Source organism: Baekduia sp., from assembly GCF_035996765.1.
Classification (GTDB): Bacteria; Actinomycetota; Thermoleophilia; order Solirubrobacterales; family Solirubrobacteraceae; genus Baekduia.
The window spans coordinates 1-15,555 of sequence record NZ_DASYJG010000059.1 but is presented as its reverse complement, the minus strand read 5'-3'; the positions used below and the strand labels follow the sequence as shown (position 1 = coordinate 15,555).

At 69.7% G+C, this 15,555-nt stretch carries 18 protein-coding genes and 3 pseudogenes; 11 read left to right on the top strand and 10 right to left on the bottom strand.

The window, feature by feature from the left end:
* Window positions 1-1,476, bottom strand: a 1,476-nt coding sequence (locus VGO10_RS13405) for a PP2C family protein-serine/threonine phosphatase (protein ID WP_327469101.1), incomplete at its 3' end; no start/stop codon positions are given.
* Between the two features lie 342 nt (window positions 1,477-1,818).
* On the opposite strand from VGO10_RS13405, the gene VGO10_RS13400 reads away from it, so the two are divergent.
* The 3 genes from VGO10_RS13400 to VGO10_RS13390 all read left to right on the top strand — a co-directional run bounded on the left by VGO10_RS13400 (window position 1,819) and on the right by VGO10_RS13390 (window position 3,385).
* Window positions 1,819-2,169, top strand: a complete 351-nt coding sequence (locus VGO10_RS13400) for a hypothetical protein (RefSeq protein ID WP_327469099.1) — start codon at window positions 1,819-1,821, stop codon at window positions 2,167-2,169.
* Between the two features lie 60 nt (window positions 2,170-2,229).
* Window positions 2,230-2,772, top strand: coding sequence for a DUF2231 domain-containing protein (locus VGO10_RS13395; protein WP_327469097.1), 543 nt, complete (start codon window positions 2,230-2,232; stop codon window positions 2,770-2,772).
* Window positions 2,773-2,872: 100 nt separating this feature from the next.
* Window positions 2,873-3,385: a DUF4142 domain-containing protein gene (locus VGO10_RS13390; protein WP_327469095.1), complete on the top strand. Its 513-nt coding sequence runs from the start codon at window positions 2,873-2,875 to the stop codon at window positions 3,383-3,385.
* A gap of 155 nt (window positions 3,386-3,540) precedes the next feature.
* On the opposite strand, the pseudogene VGO10_RS21840 reads toward VGO10_RS13390, so the two are convergent.
* The 4 genes and pseudogenes from VGO10_RS21840 to VGO10_RS13370 all read right to left on the bottom strand — a co-directional run.
* Window positions 3,541-3,844, bottom strand: a pseudogene (locus VGO10_RS21840) (type II toxin-antitoxin system VapC family toxin).
* Entirely contained in the window at window positions 3,837-4,043 is a 207-nt protein-coding gene (locus VGO10_RS21835; RefSeq protein WP_414642237.1) for a hypothetical protein, read from the bottom strand. Before VGO10_RS21835 ends, VGO10_RS21840 begins: the two are co-directional and overlap by 8 nt.
* A gap of 177 nt (window positions 4,044-4,220) precedes the next feature.
* Complete coding sequence (locus VGO10_RS13375; protein WP_327469091.1) at window positions 4,221-4,658, bottom strand: hypothetical protein; 438 nt, start codon at window positions 4,656-4,658, stop codon at window positions 4,221-4,223.
* Window positions 4,659-4,802: 144 nt separating this feature from the next.
* Window positions 4,803-4,976, bottom strand: a pseudogene (locus tag VGO10_RS13370) (DUF5996 family protein); the annotation flags it as partial.
* A 42-nt stretch (window positions 4,977-5,018) separates the two neighbouring features.
* On the opposite strand from VGO10_RS13370, the gene VGO10_RS13365 reads away from it, so the two are divergent.
* The 4 genes from VGO10_RS13365 to VGO10_RS13350 all read left to right on the top strand — a co-directional run bounded on the left by VGO10_RS13365 (window position 5,019) and on the right by VGO10_RS13350 (window position 8,360).
* Window positions 5,019-5,735, top strand: coding sequence for a DUF6088 family protein (locus VGO10_RS13365; RefSeq protein ID WP_327469087.1), 717 nt, complete (start codon window positions 5,019-5,021; stop codon window positions 5,733-5,735).
* Window positions 5,732-6,688, top strand: coding sequence for a nucleotidyl transferase AbiEii/AbiGii toxin family protein (locus VGO10_RS13360; RefSeq protein WP_327469084.1), 957 nt, complete (start codon window positions 5,732-5,734; stop codon window positions 6,686-6,688). Before VGO10_RS13365 ends, VGO10_RS13360 begins: the two co-directional genes overlap by 4 nt.
* Window positions 6,689-6,854: 166 nt before the next feature.
* A complete protein-coding gene (locus VGO10_RS13355; RefSeq protein ID WP_327469082.1) occupies window positions 6,855-7,766 on the top strand; it encodes an exonuclease domain-containing protein in 912 nt (303 codons plus the stop codon).
* Between the two features lie 177 nt (window positions 7,767-7,943).
* Window positions 7,944-8,360, top strand: coding sequence for a hypothetical protein (locus VGO10_RS13350; RefSeq protein ID WP_327469080.1), 417 nt, complete (start codon window positions 7,944-7,946; stop codon window positions 8,358-8,360).
* 9 nt (window positions 8,361-8,369) lie between these two features.
* On the opposite strand, the gene VGO10_RS13345 is transcribed toward VGO10_RS13350, so the two are convergent.
* Together VGO10_RS13345 and VGO10_RS13340 are read right to left on the bottom strand one after the other, a co-directional pair.
* Complete coding sequence (locus VGO10_RS13345; RefSeq protein ID WP_327469079.1) at window positions 8,370-9,035, bottom strand: hypothetical protein; 666 nt, start codon at window positions 9,033-9,035, stop codon at window positions 8,370-8,372.
* Window positions 9,036-9,049: 14 nt separating this feature from the next.
* Entirely contained in the window at window positions 9,050-9,331 is a 282-nt protein-coding gene (locus VGO10_RS13340; RefSeq protein WP_327469077.1) for a hypothetical protein, read from the bottom strand.
* A gap of 85 nt (window positions 9,332-9,416) precedes the next feature.
* Between VGO10_RS13340 and VGO10_RS13335 the strand changes: the two genes are divergently transcribed.
* The 3 genes from VGO10_RS13335 to VGO10_RS13325 are packed head-to-tail and all read left to right on the top strand — an operon-like array spanning window position 9,417 to window position 12,009.
* Window positions 9,417-9,860, top strand: coding sequence for a hypothetical protein (locus tag VGO10_RS13335; RefSeq protein ID WP_327469075.1), 444 nt, complete (start codon window positions 9,417-9,419; stop codon window positions 9,858-9,860).
* A complete protein-coding gene (locus VGO10_RS13330; RefSeq protein ID WP_327469073.1) occupies window positions 9,845-10,312 on the top strand; it encodes a hypothetical protein in 468 nt (155 codons plus the stop codon). Before VGO10_RS13335 ends, VGO10_RS13330 begins: the two co-directional genes overlap by 16 nt.
* The gene (locus tag VGO10_RS13325) at window positions 10,309-12,009 is read left to right on the top strand and encodes a SulP family inorganic anion transporter (protein ID WP_327469071.1); all 1,701 of its coding nucleotides are present in this window, start codon (window positions 10,309-10,311) and stop codon (window positions 12,007-12,009) included. The genes VGO10_RS13330 and VGO10_RS13325 overlap by 4 nt, the downstream gene beginning before the upstream one ends.
* On the opposite strand, the gene VGO10_RS13320 is transcribed toward VGO10_RS13325, so the two are convergent.
* Complete coding sequence (locus VGO10_RS13320; RefSeq protein WP_327469069.1) at window positions 11,987-13,435, bottom strand: DUF2252 domain-containing protein; 1,449 nt, start codon at window positions 13,433-13,435, stop codon at window positions 11,987-11,989. The genes VGO10_RS13325 and VGO10_RS13320 overlap by 23 nt on opposite strands.
* An 89-nt stretch (window positions 13,436-13,524) precedes the next feature.
* Between VGO10_RS13320 and VGO10_RS13315 the strand changes: the two genes are divergently transcribed.
* Window positions 13,525-14,208, top strand: coding sequence for a GAP family protein (locus VGO10_RS13315; RefSeq protein WP_327469067.1), 684 nt, complete (start codon window positions 13,525-13,527; stop codon window positions 14,206-14,208).
* Here VGO10_RS13315 and VGO10_RS13310 read toward each other — a convergent pair.
* Entirely contained in the window at window positions 14,205-15,113 is a 909-nt protein-coding gene (locus VGO10_RS13310; protein WP_327469065.1) for an HAD family hydrolase, read from the bottom strand. The genes VGO10_RS13315 and VGO10_RS13310 overlap by 4 nt on opposite strands.
* Before the next feature lie 9 nt (window positions 15,114-15,122).
* Window positions 15,123-15,555: pseudogene (locus VGO10_RS13305) on the bottom strand (arylsulfatase); the annotation flags it as partial.

Here is a 15,555-nt window from a genome sequence, read left to right as displayed (position 1 = left end):
CGCCCCCCCCCCCCCCCCGCGGCCGTCGCTGGTCGCGACCTGGGTGATCGCCGGGTTCGGCACGAGGACGACGACGGTGGCGTCGTCAGACAGCGGATCCTGGATGGCCTCGCGCACGGCGTCTTCGATCGCGCGCAGCGTGCCGGCGGCAGACGTCACCGGGGCCTTGCGGACCGCCTCGAGGATGCCGGGCAGCCCGAGGGTCTCGCCGATGATCGTCGGGCGGTTGATGATCGCGTCGGAGAGCAGCAGCAGCCGCTCACCGTTGGCCATCCGTCGCTCTTGGGCCACCGGCTCGATGGGCAGCCTGCCCTTGCCCAGCGGGGGCAGCACACCATCGCTGAGCACCTTGAGCTCGCCTTCGACGGTGATGAGGATCGGGGCGTGGTCGCCGCAGGTCACCCAGCGGATCGTCGAGGTCGCTCCGTTCCACGTCGCGATCGTGACGTGGGCGGTGGCTTTGCCACGCGAGACCTCCCGCAGCACCTCGTGCATAGCGCGCACGACGATGCCGGGTTCCGAGGTCTCGTGGCGCGCTGCGCGGAACGCGCCGAGGATGACGGCGCCCAGTCCGGCCGCGGTGGGTCCTCCGCCCTCGGTGTCGGCAATCCCGATCCACGCGCAGTCGCGATTCTCGGCGTAGTCAAACCAGTCTCCGCCGATGTCATAACCAGGAAGGACGTTGCCGGCGATCAACGCTCCGGCGATGCGCAGGATCCGCGGGGGCAACAGGTTCTGCTGGATCTCTGCGGCGGCGCTGGTCGGCCGGACGCGACGGCCGGCGGCGATGGCGTCGGTGTAGTCGTTGGCCAGGGCGAGGACCGCCGCGGCTTCAGCGGCCAGGTCGCGCAGGGCGTCGTCGCCCGCGCCGATCGCAACCAGCACGCCCATCGCCCGGCCCCGCAAGAACATCGGCGCCACGGCGACGCCGGGCAACGCCTCTTCGATGCTCGCGCGCAGGGCTTCGATGCCCTCGCGCGGGATCTCAGGTCCGACCGCCAGCGGCACCGGGAGCCGATCCGGAAAGCCGCCGCCGCCCGCCATCCGCTGCAGCGTCTCGCCCTCGAGATCGCAGAGGTAGACCGCGGCGGCGGTGACGCCGACCAGCCGCTGAGCTTCGGCGACGATCTGATCACCGAGCTGGAAGGGCGGGACCTTGTTGAGGACGTCGATCACCGACAACGGTGTCGGGGCCGTGTGTGCGAGCTCGCCGGGCGGCCGGACGAACTCAAGCTCGTTGGCCTCGGCGTCGTCGCGCTCCTGGCGGCGCACCGCCTCGACCAGGTTCTCGCGCGACGGGAAATGCCGATAGGCGGTGCCGCGGCCGATGCCCGCCTCGGCCGCGATCTGAAGCATCGTCGCGTCCGGGTTCTCGGCCAGCAGATGGCGCCCGGCCTCCACGAGCTTGGTCCGATTCAACGCGGCGTCGCTCCGGCGACGGCGCCGCTTGCCGACCGGATTCTGGTCCTTGGCCATGGACGCCATCCTAGGCCAAAAAGGGACACGATGTCTCATCTAGCGAAGTTGGCGCAACGTGTCCCGCTTTGACTCATGTTTCGCCACAAGCGCACCTGAAGCCGGCGCCATGCCGCAGGACGTCAAGCTCGCTCCCGACGGGCGCACGTTCTACTGCACCACATCGCCGTCGGTCACGGACCGCACGGCATGGCGGTCCGGCCGAAGCCCGGTCGTTACTCGATCGGGCACGCCGGGATCGTGCGCTGAAGCGCAGGGTCGTCGGAAGGACGCCAAGAACGCCCAGGTGCGCGGGGTTGAGGCGTGCTGATTGGGTTGGCAGCGACCGCCGCCGTGGGTGTCATGACGTTCGTCGCCCAGCGCAAGTTGCCCTACAAGAAGATGCTGATCGCCACCGGGGTGCTGATCGGCGTCGTGTTGGTGGTGATGATCGGCGGGACCGCGCTGAGCTTCCAGGACCTCGGCTGGCTGCCGCGTCACGAGACACCGTTCACCGTGCCGCAGTGGATGGGCTCGTGGTTTGAGATGTACTCGACGTGGGAGACGCTCGCCGTCCAGGTCTTGGCCGCGGTCTTCGTCATCGGGTCCTACTACGTGGCTGAGCGGATGAAGGTCAAGGCGCCGCTGGCTCGCGGCGAGCAGCCGGCACGGCGTGCCGAGGCGCCGCCCGAGCCGGTCTCGCAGCCCGTCTAGCCGGACGTCACGCGGCGTTCAGGTTGGGGTCAGATGCGCGGGCCTACGGTCCGGCGCGCGATGCCCCACCTCTCCGAGTTGCACGGTGTGGCGACCCATCTGGCCGTCGTCGCGATCCCGCTGTTCGCGATCCTGCACTTTCTGCGTCGGGCCGGGCGCGGCGGGCCCGCGGTGGTGGGTGCCGAGCCGTGGGCGCTGGGCGCGGCGCTGGTCGGGATCGCCGCCGCCGGCGCGACGGGGCTGCTGGTCTGGGGCCAGGCGCAGATGACGCTGCGCGGTCAGCACTTCCGGGTCGGCAACGCGCACTTCTGGTTGGGCATCGCGGTCGCGGTGCTCGCGGTTGCCGCGGCGGACGACTGGTACCGCGCGCGGCGCCGCGACGGCCCGGCGCACCGGCCGAAGGTCGTGCCGGCCTTGGCGGTGTTGATCGTCGCCGGCGTGGTCGTCCAGGGCTACCTCGGCGGCCGGATGACCTACGACGACGGCGTCGGCGACTTCCGCCGCGTCCACGGCCACGGCCTGTTCCCGGCCCGTGCGGTGAGCGACCGCGACTTCGCGGCGATCGACGCCTGGTTGCGGGCCCTGGTGCCGTCCGGGCGGTGATGATGGCGGCGGCCCTCGACGTGTCCGGTGAAGCGTTGGCGGGCGGCTGCGCCCACGACATCGGTGCATGTGCGATGCCTCCGGCGGGCAGCCCACGAGCATGATCGCTCGCCTGCTTCTTCTCACCACGGCGCTGATGCTGGCACTGTCCTCTCTGGCCTCGGCCAACAGCGTGCCGCGTTGGGACCGGCACTTCCTGATCGAGACCGCCGAGGGCGCGCACTTCGAGATCAAGATGGGCAAGATTGCCGAGACCAAAGGTCACTCGCGCGAGGCTCGCGCGGCCGGGCGCGTGATGGTTCGCGACCACTCCGGCGAGCTGCACGCCGTCCAGGCCCTGGCCAAGAGCCTCGGCGTCAAGCTCCCCACCGGCCCCAGCATCATGCAGGAGCACGAGATCGGCGCCACCAGCCAGCACACGGGCAGCGCGTTTGACCGCGCCTATGCCCGGTTGGAGGTCAGCGACCACATCATGGACATCCAGTCCGCCGATGGCGAGGCCCGCGAGGGCAGCCTGATGGCGCCGCGAGCGCTGGCCGACAAATACCGCCTCATGTACCAGCGCCACCTCGCGATCTTCCGCGCCCTGGCGGGCGACGTGCACGCCAACTGACTGTGCGGCCGCGCGTGAGCGTCGTCGGCGTTGCCACAGCGTCCACGCGGCGCCGTTGGACTACGTGTTGATCGTCTCAGGCACTTAAGGGCTTAAGTGCCTGAATCGTCGGTTATTGCCGAATCCGCGTACAAGTCGCGCTGCCTGGCCAGCCCTCAGCGTGGCGCGATCACCGTGACTCCGAGCGCCGTTGCCGCTTCCTGCATCCGGATGTCATAGGTGAGTAGGCCAGCGAGCTCATCGCCTAGCGACGTCGCGGTGGCGAGGTGGATCGCGTCGAGTGATCGGACTGCGCTCGGCTGGAGGGCGGCGGCGGCACGACGGATCTCGGGTGTTATGACGCTGGTGGCGATGACGTCGCGTCGCTGTAGTTCGGTGCGCACGGCCGTCGGTTTCTGGCTCGTCGACGATGAGCTTTACCAGCGCCGACGTGTCGACGTATACGACGGTGTCAGGCACGCTCACCGCGCTGCTCTTGCAGCGCTCGGGTGCCGGCGTCGCTCACGGGACCTGGCGGATGGCCGATCTCGCGGAGCACCTCGTGAAGGTCGCGGGTCGCTGACAGGATGCGTCCCTCGGCGATGAGCCGTTGGATGCTCGGTGGCAGCGAGGCGGTGTTCGAGGTGTCGCGACGCACAAGCGCAAGGGTATCGGCCACGCTAGTCATCAACAACGGTGAGCGATCGGTGCGCCCATCGGTCATGCGTGGCGTGATGCGGGGAGACCGTGGAGCTGTCTCGCGGAGTATTTCGCCGAGCCGATGCACCGCCGGCTGAGCATCACTCGGCGGGCGGCGGCTTGATGGCTGCCGCCCGCCTGTGTCTTTGTCTGTGGCTTATGTGGTGATCGTGGTGGTGTAGGCCTCGAAGAGGCGGTTCAGCGCTTCGACGCCGTGGCGGTTGTTGTAGATCTCGGACATGACGACGGTGTTGGCGTCGTTGTCGGCGCCGATGTTGTCGAGCAGGTCGAGGTTGGTGTCGAGCAGGTCGCAGCGGCGGCGGTGCAGCTGCTGGACGTGGCCGGGGGTCAACGGCACCTCGACGTTCTCCTGGCGTGCGGCGGTGTCGGGGTCCCAGCCCAGGACGTCGATGACGGCCGTGGCATCGCGGAAGATGTCGGCCAGCGCCAACTGCTTGGCGGGGACGTAGTCGATGAAGTCCTCCAGCGGCTCGTGGTTGAACATGAAGACCTTCTTGGCCTCGATGCGCAACACGTCGGCGGTCGACGGGTCGACGGTGATACGGCAGGCGGAGCTACCCTGGTGGGCACTCATGGGAGTCGCTACTCCTTTGGGTCATGCCCCCGGGCCGTGGCAACGGTCGCGGGGGTCATATTGTTAATGATGTCGCTTCGGGAGTTTACTGGAGGGGGCGGCGGAAGGCGATCGATGCGGGGTGTCGGGGCGGGCGCCCTCGACGGGCACGTACTCGAGCGCGGCACGGTCCCAGCCGCCCAGGTCGGCCGCCGCGTCGTAGGTCGTTTGCAAGAACCCCAACAACGTCGCGTCGGGGTCGGCGGCGGTCCGGACTGACTCGTAGGGCAGGAGGAACTGGCGGAAGTCGGTGGAGTAGAACGCCGCGTCCGGCGTCACGAGACTGGTCATATGCTATGTTTTTCGCAGGAAAAACTTAGCATGAGTATCGGAGTCAAAACACGGAGTGCAGCGGGCCTGGTGCGTCGGCGGGTGCTCGCGGGGGGTGAGCGCTTCTGGCGTCATGGCGATTTCGAAGCGCTGTCGGCTTCGGCGGTGGCGACAGCGCTGTCGCGGTTGGCGCGCGAGGGGGAGTTGCAACGTGTGAGCAAGGGGGTGTACTTCCGTCCGCGGATGACCGTGCTCGGGCCGAGCATGCCGGCGACCAGTGGTGCGGTGGCCATCTCGCTGGTGAGGCCCGTTCATCTGGCTGGTCTTTCGGCGGCCAATGTGCTCGGGTTGAGCACCCAGAACCCGGCGAGGCGCGAGTACGCGACCACGGCCAATGACCCACCGACCGCGCTGGCGGGCAGCCGGGTCCGGACCGGTCGGCCCGCGGCGCGCGCGTCACTCGGACCTGAGGACGGCGCCTTGCTGGAACTCCTGCGCGACCGTGCCGCGACCTCTGACCTCTCACCACAGCAGACCATCAGCCGACTCCAGAACTTGCTGGAGGACCGGCGGCGCTTTTCGCGTCTTGCGGCGGCAGCGGCAGAAGAGCCGCCGCGTGTGCGAGCGATGCTCGGTGCCCTTGGTGAGCTCACCGATGCAGACCCACGCGACATCGGCAAGTTGCGTAACAGCCTCAACCCGCTGTCGCGGTTTGATTTCGGCGTGCTCGGTCACCTGCCCAACGCTCGCGCTTGGCAGGCCAAATGAGGCTCTGCGAACACGAGGACTTCGCCGCGCTGTTGGTGGCCGCCGCGCAGGCGCGGGGGCTCAACGAGCAATTCATCGAGAAGGACTACTACGTCACCGAAGTCCTGCGCATCGTCACCGCGACCTATGGTGATCGGGTCATCTTCAAGGGTGGCACGAGCCTCTCCAAGGGCTGGGAGCTCATCGATCGCTTCTCCGAAGACGTCGACCTGTTCGTCGATCCCACACGCTTTGCGCCCACACTCAACACCAGCCGGGCGATCGATCGCGAGCTCCGGGCACTGCGCGACGCCGTAGCCCAGCATCCAGCGCTCACGCTGCGCTCGAAGGAGGGGCAGACGATCGGTGGTCGCGGTCGTGCCGACTACTTCGCCTACGCCACACGCTTTGATGCGCTGGTAGGGGTGGCGGCGACCGTGCGGGTCGAGCCCGGTGTCCAAAGTGGCGACCGCCCCGTCGAGCAGCGCGAGATTAGCTCCTTGCTCGCCGACTTCGTCATCGAGCAAGGTCTCGGGGAGATCGCTCAGGACGTCAGCGGCTTTGAGATGACGCTGCTGCACTTCCGTCGCACCTTCGTCGAGAAGCTCTTCACCATCCACTCCAAGGTGATGCGCCTGCTCGAAGACGAAACGCCGATCGCCCGTGACGCTCGCCACTACGCAGACCTGCACGCGCTCGCCGGCCGCCCCGAGGTCGTGCGCATGCTTGGCGGTGAGGAGTACCGAGAGATCTGTCGCGACTACGACCGGCTTAGCGCCATGTGGTTTCCCAAAAGCCACCGCCCACCCTCAGAGCTGCGCTTTAACGAAAGTGAAGCGCTCTTTCCCGCCGGCAAGCTGCGCCATGCGCTCGCCGCTGACTACACAGCGCAGTGCGAGCTGCTGTTCCCGGCCGCGTTCGCACCGTTTGATGAGGTGCTCGACCGCTTCGAACACCTCCGAGAATTGCTCTAAAACAGCACGCGGGTCTCTAGATCATGACCGGCGGCAGCTTTGTATCCGGCAACCATTGCGCATCCTTCGCCGCTGGGTCCAAGCTCAAGGTCTATGAGTTGGCCTATGCTTGCCTCCGCGTGTCACCGTCGCGGGTGCGCTCCGAGTCGGGCATAGAGGAGATCGCGTGGGATCGACGACGTCAAGCTGGGTAGCGATCGACTTTGAGATCGCGACCGCATCGCGTGCGAGCGCATGTTCGCTCGCGGTCGTGGAAGTTGATGGGGGAGAGATCTCGCGTACCACGACCTGGCTGATCCAGCCGCCGGGCAATGAGTACGACGCGTTCAACACGCGCCTCCATGGGATCGGACCCGCGAAAACCGCGCACGCGCCGACGTTCGACATCGTGTGGCACGAACTCGTGCACCTCCTAGCGGAGCGCGTTGTCGTGGCCCATTACACCGGCTTCGACTTCTCCGTCATCCGTGCTGAGTGTCATGAGCGCGCGATAGCAATCGATGACATCCGCTACGCATGCACGGTTGCTCTCAGTCGAAGGTGTTGGCCCGGGCTACCGAGCTACAGCTTGCCTTGGATCTGTGACCATCTGGGACTGCCGGATTTTCGCCATCACTATGCGGCGGCAGACGCGACGGCGTGTGCCGAGGTCGGGCTTCGACTCCTCTCGGATCTCTCGGTGGCGACGTTGGAGGAAGCTGCAGAGCGCCTTGAGGTGCGTCTCGGGCTGTTAGGTGCGGAGGACATCCGCTGCGGCGCGAAATACAGAAAGCCGCGCTTCGCGGATCCAAATCTCGATGCTGATCCGGAGCATCCGTTTTACGGAGCGTGCCTGGCGTTTACTGGCGCGCTTGGTCACTACACACGCCAACAGGCCGCTGGGTTGGCAGCAGAACGAGGTGCGACGGTTCGTCCGACAACGACGCGGAAGACCGACTATCTCGTGACCGGCGTGCAGAATCCGTATGTGCTGAAAGAGGACGGGCTCAGCGAGAAGATGCGCCGCGCTGTCGAGTTTGCGAAGGAGGGGACCGGCATTCAGATCCTTACCGAGAGCGAGTTCTTTCAGATGCTCTAGAGCATCGCGTGAGCCGACCCTGGGTTGGCGTCTCGGGCGATGGTCTCTTAGGCGGACCGGCTTGGAAGGTGATGCGGTAGGGGTTCTGGGTGCGCCTTGAGAACCAGCCGGCAGCGTGTACCTCACCCGATGCGGATGATGTGACCCGAAGGATCGGGGCCATACGGTCGGCTGACGATGCGCCTCCCGCCCCGCCTCATTGGCTCTCTCACCGTCGCCGCGACCTCCGCAGCGCTGCTCCCGGCGTGCGGCAGCTCGAGCAACGACAAGCCGGCCTACTGCGCTGACCGCAGCAACCTCCAGCAATCGGTCAGCGACCTGAAGGGCGTCGATGTCGTCAGCGGTGGCCTCGGCGCGGTCCAGTCGCAGCTCGCCAAGATCGACGCCAACACGAAGGCCTTGGTGGCCTCGGCCAAGGCGGACTTCCCGCAGCAGACCTCGGCGATCAGCTCCTCGGTCGCCGCGTTGAACGCGTCGGCCAAGAGCCTGGGCTCGACGCCCTCGGCCACCGGCGCCGTGAGCGTCGCCCAGGACGTGTCGAACGTCGTGACCGCCTTCCAGGGCTTCTCGGACGCGACCAAGGACAAGTGCTGAGCGGTTCTCTCAGGCGGCCCTTGTCGCACGGCGGCGACGCAGCGCCCGCAGGCGCTGCAAGCGCGGTGACTTGCGCGTGCGGCCGGTGCGCAGCGTCGCCACCGCGCACGCCAGGAAGCACGCCGCGCCCAGCACGGTGTTGACGTTCGCCGCGGCCAGGTCGAGCGGCGAGCCGGTTGCGGGCACGACGTAGCCGGCGACCGCCGCGATGCCGAAGAGGACGCAGCCGAGCAGGTTGAGCGAGGGCTCCCACCAGCCGGCGCCGTCGTGGGCCGGGCGCCAGCCGTCGCGGGCGCTGGCGCGGTAGGCGATCACGCCGGAGAGCAGGAAGCAGGTCGAGCCGAACGCGTCGGGTCGCCAGACGACGCGGTCGTAGCTGGTGTTCGTCAGCGACGTGTGCACGGCCTGATAGGTCGTGATGTTGAAGAACAACGTCCCGGCGAGCTGGATCGCGGCGGCACGCCACGCGGCTCGCCCGGTGCGCGCCGAGCGGCGCTCGGGGAACGCGATCGCGGCCTGCAGCATCCCGCCGCCGGTGAACAAGAGCGAGCCGATGAAGAACGTGATGGCGTCGGCCTGCGCGCCGACGAGCTGGGCGTAGCCGGGGAACGGGGCGACGACGAAGCACACCGCTCCGAGCGCGAAGAGCGCGGCCATGCAGCGCTCGCGGCTCATGACGCCCGGTGCGGCTACGGAGCCGGCGGAGCGACGGGCGCGCCGTTGCCGCGCCCGTGGCCGTCGTCGAGGCCGAGGCGATGGCGCACGACGGCGAGCCCGGTCCCCACGGCCACCGCGGCGACGAGGCCCGACGAGACGGCGGTGCCCCTGACGACCCGCGGCATGGTGCGGCGCGCGCGGCGGTGGGCGTACCAGGTGCCCGACTGCAGCGCGGTGAAGAGCAGGAGCCGGTCCACCTGGCGGTTGGCGACGTGGTGGGTGGCGCGGACCGTGCGATCGGCAGAAGCGAGCATGCGCCGAGCGTAGGACGCGAAAGCCCTGCTCGCATCGTCCGAACGGGGTGATGGCAGGGCACAACGCCGGCGCCAGAATGCTGGCGTGGAACCCGAGATCGCACGCGGCATCGCCTACTACAGCCACCATGGCCGGCGCGATCGGCTCGGAGAGCTGCGGATCGAGCACGTCGTCCGCGTGGTCGCCGCCGTGCCGCCTGGCGCGCGCACGACCGCGTGGCTCCACGACGTGCTCGAACACAGCGACACCCGCCCGGCGACCCTCCGCGAAGACGGGATGACGGCGCTCGAGGAGGAGGCGCTGGGCCTGCTGACGCCGGCCCAGGACGAGCGCTTCGAGCTCCACATGCTGCGGATCGCCCACGCGCCCGGACCCGCGGGCGACGTCGCGCGCGCGATCGAGCTCGCGGAGCTGGATGACCTGCTCGCGCAGTCGGCCGAGGATCCGCTGCGCTGGGACCTGCCGCCGTATGCCTGGGCGCGACGCCATATCGCCGGCGCGATGGAAAGCGCATGGACCCCGTCGTAGCCCGCAGCGTCGCGCGACGCCTTCACGGCGGCCAGCGCACCCGCTTCGGCGAGCTCGTCGTCGAGCACCTCGCCCGCGTCGAGGGCGCGGTGCCCGCCGATGCACGGGCCGTCGCCTGGCTGCACGACGCGATCGAAGGCTCCGGCGTGACGAGCTTCGAGCTCCAGGTCTACGGCCTCACGCGCGTCGAGCTCGAGGCGCTCGGGTTGCTGACCCACGTCGACACCGAGTCCTACGAGTCCTACGTGTCGCGCATCGTCGGCGCCCGCGGCGCGGCCGGCCGGCTGGCACGGGCGGTGAAGCTCGCCGATCTCGAGGATCATCTCGACCACGCCACGATCCCGGCGGACGCCCCGCCGTACGCCTGGGCCCGCCGCCGCGTCGCTGTCGCGCGAGCCCGCGACGCCGAGGCCGACGTCCACCACGGGTCCGCCACCGCAAGCTCGCGATGAGCGCGCTGCTGCGCCGGTACGTCCCGATCGCCGGCTGGCTGCCGTCCTACGACCGTCGTCTGCTCACCGGCGACGCCGTCGCGGGGCTCTCCGTCTGGGCCCTGCTCGTCCCGCAGAGCCTCGCGTACGCGTCGCTGGCCGGCGTGCCGGCGCAGTACGGCCTGTACACCTCGTTCGTGGCGCTCGTCGCCTACGCCATCTTCGGCACCTCGCGCCACCTGGCGCAGGGCCCGAGCGCCGCGGTGTGCGCGGTGTCGGCGGCCGCGATCACGCCGATCATCGGGACCTCCGCGCTCGGCAGCGACAAGGCGATCGGCTGGACCGCCGCGCTGGCGATCGCGACCGGGTTGGTCTACCTCGTGCTCGGCCTGCTGCGGATGGGGTGGGTGTCGACGTTCCTGTCCAAGGCGGTCATGGCCGGCTTCGTGCTCGGCTTCTCGATCGGGATCATCATCGACCAGTCGCACAAGCTGCTCGGCGTCGACAGCGTCAGCGGCTCCTACGCCCAGGAGCTGTGGGGGACGATCAAGGAGATCCCCGACACGAGCACGACGACCCTGGCCGTCGGCGTGTGCTCGCTCACGGTGCTGCTGGCCATGCGCCGGTTCGCGCCCCGCTGGCCGCGCATGCTGCTGGTCGTCGTCGCCGCCATCGCGGTGTCCGCCGCGCTCGACCTGTCGTCGCACGGTGTCGCGGTCACCGGCCACGTGCCGACGGGCCTGCCGTCGGTCGGGCTGCCCGGCGTCGGCTGGAGCGAGACGTCGGCGTTGCTGGTCGGCGCCCTCTCGATCGTGTTCGTCGGCTACTCCGAGTCGCTGGCGTCGGCGCGCGCGATGGCGAGCCGCCACCACTACGAGATCGACACCGATCAGGAGCTGATCGCCCAGGGCTTCGCGTGCGGCGCCGCCGGGTTCGTGGGCGGCTTCGCGAGCGACGGGAGCCTGTCGAAGACCTCGGTGGCGGAGGCGGCCGGCCAGCAGACGCAGATGGCGTCGCTCATCAACGCCGCGCTCGTGCTCCTGACGATGCTGTTGCTCGCCGGGCTGTTCGAGCAGCTGCCGTCCGCGACGCTGGGCGCCGTGGTCATCGACGCGATGGTGGGGCTGGTCACGTTCGTGGACTGGCGGCGCTACTACCGCGTCAACCGCGCCGACTGGGTGTTCTTCATGGGCGCCGGCCTGGGCATCCTGTTCGTCGGCATCACCCAAGGGATCCTCATCGGTGTGGTGCTCTCCCTGTTGCTCCTGATCGCCCGATCCTCGCGCACGTCGGTCCGGGAGCTCGGGCGCGACCCCCGCACGGGCCGGTTCCACGTGCTGTCGCGCCACGAAGGCCTGGAGCTCCTGCCGGGCGTGCGGATCGCGCGCGTCGACGGACCGCTGTTCTTCGCCGACGCCGACGCGTTCCGGACCCGCATCCGCGAGATCGTCGCCGACGAGGGCGCGCCGGCCCGCCTCATCGTCGACGCCGAGGCCGTCCTGCTCACCGACACCGACGGCGCCGACATCCTCAAGCAGGTGGCCGAAGAGCTCGCGTCCGAGGGGTCGTCGCTGCAGCTCGCCTCGGTGCACCCACCGGTGCTCGCGCTCTGGGAGCGCGCCGGGCTCATCGACGCGCTGGGCGAGGGAGCGGTGTTCGCGACGGTCCAAGAGGCCGTCGGCGAGCCGCCGCGTGTCAGAGACCCGGCGTTGCGCTGAGCCGGCCCGAGTCGACGGCGCTGCGGAAGGCGGCGAAGTCGCGCTCGTTCTGGTCGGCGTAGGTCTCGGCGAAGTCCGCGAGCGCACGATCGAACGCCGTGCCGGAGCCGAGGTAGCTCGCGATCGCGATGGGGTCGCCCGACCGGGCGTGTGCCTTGGCCAGCGTCCATCCGCAGAGCTGGCCGTAGGCCATCATCATCTCCGGGCCCATCGTCTCGACGACCGCCGAGCCCTTCTGGTCCCAGAGCTGGCGGACGTAGAAGTCGCGGCTGATGCCGTCGATGCCGTTGATGCGCACCCAGCCGAGCATGAGGTCGCTGGCGGCCTGCATGAGGCGCTGGCCCTCGACCACGCGCTTGCCGTGGTTGGCGAAGGCGCTCTTGCCGAGGAACGGCTCGAGGACCGACGCCTCGGCCTCCTTGGCCTGCAGGAACAGCGGGTCGGCGGCGTCGCGGCCCTGCATGAGCATGATCCACGCGCGGGTGCCGACGCTGCCGACGCCGACCACCTTGCGCGCCGCGTGGGCGTACCGGAACTGCTCGAGCAGGTGACGGCGGTCGTTCGGGAGCGAGCGCCGGTAGTCACGGATGATCCTGTTGATGAACTGCTCGATCTGTGGCAGTTCCTCGTCGCTGGCGACGTCCTCGATCGTGACGATCAGCGGCGGGTCGCCGATGATCCGCGGTTGTCCGTCGACCAACTCGGTGAGCTTGCCGAAGGCCTTGAGGCTGTCCTTGCTGCGGGTCTTGGCGACATTGCGGTCGAAGCGCTTGACCTCCTTCGGGCTCGCCTGCGCGGCGAGCCGCTCGGCGATCTCGTCCACGTCGATGCGGGCGTACCAGAGCTCGAACTTGCCCAGCGCGGCGAACTCCCGCATCGACTCCCGGTAGGCCTGGCCGACGGCCTTGTTGATGGCCTTGCGCTTGCGCGGGCTGAACCCGCGGTCGCGCCCGGCGACCGCGAAGCTGGCCACCAGCCGCTTGACGTCCCACTCGAACGGGCCGGGCAGGGTCTCGTCGAAGTCGTTGACGCTGAAGACCAGCCGGCGGTCGGGCGCGGCGTAGGCGCCGAAGTTGGACAGGTGCGCGTCACCGCACAGCTGGACGGTCAGGCCGGTCCGCGGCGAGTCGTCGAGGTCGGCCGCCATCAGGAAGGCGCCGCCGCGGTAGAAGGTGAAGGGCGAGACGAGCATGCGGCCGTGGCGGATCGGCACGAGCTCCTGGACGCGGGTCTCGGCCTGCTCCTCCAGCAGTTCGACCGGGTCGCGCCGATCCGGCGCCGGCGCCCAGTCGGCGAGGCTCGACCGCGGGACCGCGGAGCGGACCGCGCGGCCCTGCTCGGCACGGTCGGCGGTCGTGCGAGTCGGCTTGGCGCCTCCGTTGCGCGTCGCGGCGCTCGCGGGGCCTGCTGCGGCGGTGGTGGTCACCCACCCATCGAACCTCGACGGCTCCGCGCGGTCATCATCCGTTCGGGGTGACGGCACCGCGCCCGGCGTGCGGTGAGGTGCGACGACAGATGCCGCTCCAACTCCTCGTGGTCGCGCTGGACGCCGCGCTCTACCCGACGCTCCTGGCGGCGGTCGCGATCCTGCTCTCGCAGCCGCGACGCCGGCCGCTGCTCGCCGCCTACCTGGCTGGCGGGCTCACGATCAGCATCGCGCTGGGGCTCGGCATCGTCGCCGTCCTGAAGGGCTCCGGCGCGGTGGACAACGACCGCGCCGGGTTGAGCTGGATCACCGACGTCTCGGTCGGCGGCCTGGCGCTGCTGCTGGCGGTCGCGATCGCGACGCGTGCCGACGCGCGGTTCAAGGAGCGCCGGCGGGCCGCCGGCGCCGACGCGGCGACCGCGGCACATGAGCCGCTGACCCAGCGCATCCTGGCCCGGGGCTCGGTCCCGATCGTCTTCCTCGCGGCCTTGGCAATCAACCTGCCCGGCGCGGCGTACCTCGTCGGACTCAAGGACATCGCCGCCGGCCACCACGGCACCGGCGCGGTCATCGTGCTCGTCGTCGCGTTCAACGTCGTGATGTTCGCGCTGGCCGAGATCCCGCTCGTCGGGCTGGTCGTCGCGCCCGAGCGCACGGTCACGCTCGTGGAGCACGTCAACGGCTGGGTCTCGGCCAACAGCCGGCGGATCGCCGTCGTGCTGTGCGTCGTGCTCGGCGTCTTCCTGATCGCGCGCGGGGTGGGCAAGGCCTAGAAGACGGTGGTCCAGTCGTCCTTGACGCTGACGACCGTCCAGCCCTCGCTCGCGGCGCGCTCGAGCGCCTGCTCGGCGCCGGTCGTGTAGGCGAACTCGCGCTCGGCGTCGTCGTGGAGGACGAGCAGGCGCAGGAACGGCTTGTCCGCATGCCGGGCGAAGTCGAGCATCGGGACGTCGCCGTTGGTGTTGCCGGCGGCCAGCAGCGGGCGGCGGCCCGTGCGGCTCCAGATCCGGGTCGGCTTCTCGGGGCCGTCGTCGAGGTACTCCGGCCGCGGCGTGTGGGTGATCGTGCCGCCGCGGTCGTCGTTGGTGTAGGTCAACGCCGCGGTGCTGCCGATCACCCGCTCGCGCGGGACGCCGTAGAGCTCGTCGGTGACCGGGCGCATGAAGTCGCGCCCGCCGCCCGAGACGATGTAGTTGGTGAACCCGTTGGCCTCGAGGTAGGCGAGCAGCTCGACCATCGGCCGGTAGGCGCACTCGAGGTAGGCGCGTCCCAGCGTGGGGTGCTGCGCGGTCCGCAGGAACGCGTCCGAGCGCTCCTCGAACTCCTCGACGCTCATGCCCGCGTACGCGGCGAGGATCCCGCCCAGCAACACCTTCACCTTGGTGTCGTCGCCGGCGTAGTGCTCGGTCATCACCGCGCTGAGCCACGCGACGTCCTGCTCGTGGGCGGCCTTCCACGGATGGCGATCGCGCAGCTCGGGATCGGCGGCGGCCATCTCGGCCAGCCGGCGCAGGATGAAGTCGGCCTGGATCGGCAGCGGCTGCTCGCACCACAGCGTGCCGTCGTTGTCGAAGACCGCGACGCGCTCGGCCACCGGAACCCCAGCGCACGTCTGCGCGACGAAGTCCACGATGGCCTTGCGCGCCGGTCCATCCGACCAGGATCCGAGGGCGCTCATCGTCGATGGTTACTCGCGCGCCATCATCGCGACGGCCTCGCGCTCGAGGTCGACGTAGGGCTCGCCGCTGACGTCGACCGCAACCGTGCGCAGCCGCCCGCCCGTGAACTGCCACGGGCGCTCGCCCGGGTAGTCGCGGGTCACCGGGTTGCCGCCGTCGCGCCCGGTCCGCAGGCCCTCGCCGGCGATGGCGAACGCCCCGAGCTGCGTCTTGATCCGGCCCTGGCCGACCTGCTTCTCGCCGTGGTAGAGGGTGAGCAGGCCGGTCGCCGACACGTTGTCGCCGCCGTCCTTCTCGAACGCCGCCGACAGGATCTGGTTCGCGCCCGCGGGGATGTCCTCCTCACCGACGACCATCTGCTCGAGCGCGCCGACGTAGTTGCTCACGTAGTGCAGCCGCCGGTCCTTGACGTACAGCGCGTGCCCGCCGAAGCTCGAGCCG

What these genes read in the sequence shown, in the direction of transcription:
- VGO10_RS13400 (WP_327469099.1), top strand. Translation starts at nt 1,819, where the DNA reads ATGACGTTCGTCGCCCAGCGCAAGTTGCCCTACAAGAAGATGCTGATC.
- VGO10_RS13395 (WP_327469097.1), top strand. Translation starts at nt 2,230, where the DNA reads ATGCCCCACCTCTCCGAGTTGCACGGTGTGGCGACCCATCTGGCCGTC.
- VGO10_RS13390 (WP_327469095.1), top strand. Translation starts at nt 2,873, where the DNA reads ATGATCGCTCGCCTGCTTCTTCTCACCACGGCGCTGATGCTGGCACTG.
- VGO10_RS13375 (WP_327469091.1), bottom strand. Translation starts at nt 4,658, where the DNA reads ATGAGTGCCCACCAGGGTAGCTCCGCCTGCCGTATCACCGTCGACCCG.
- VGO10_RS13365 (WP_327469087.1), top strand. Translation starts at nt 5,019, where the DNA reads ATGAGTATCGGAGTCAAAACACGGAGTGCAGCGGGCCTGGTGCGTCGG.
- VGO10_RS13360 (WP_327469084.1), top strand. Translation starts at nt 5,732, where the DNA reads ATGAGGCTCTGCGAACACGAGGACTTCGCCGCGCTGTTGGTGGCCGCC.
- VGO10_RS13350 (WP_327469080.1), top strand. Translation starts at nt 7,944, where the DNA reads ATGCGCCTCCCGCCCCGCCTCATTGGCTCTCTCACCGTCGCCGCGACC.
- VGO10_RS13345 (WP_327469079.1), bottom strand. Translation starts at nt 9,035, where the DNA reads ATGAGCCGCGAGCGCTGCATGGCCGCGCTCTTCGCGCTCGGAGCGGTG.
- VGO10_RS13340 (WP_327469077.1), bottom strand. Translation starts at nt 9,331, where the DNA reads ATGCTCGCTTCTGCCGATCGCACGGTCCGCGCCACCCACCACGTCGCC.
- VGO10_RS13330 (WP_327469073.1), top strand. Translation starts at nt 9,845, where the DNA reads ATGGACCCCGTCGTAGCCCGCAGCGTCGCGCGACGCCTTCACGGCGGC.
- VGO10_RS13325 (WP_327469071.1), top strand. Translation starts at nt 10,309, where the DNA reads ATGAGCGCGCTGCTGCGCCGGTACGTCCCGATCGCCGGCTGGCTGCCG.
- VGO10_RS13315 (WP_327469067.1), top strand. Translation starts at nt 13,525, where the DNA reads ATGCCGCTCCAACTCCTCGTGGTCGCGCTGGACGCCGCGCTCTACCCG.
- VGO10_RS13310 (WP_327469065.1), bottom strand. Translation starts at nt 15,113, where the DNA reads ATGAGCGCCCTCGGATCCTGGTCGGATGGACCGGCGCGCAAGGCCATC.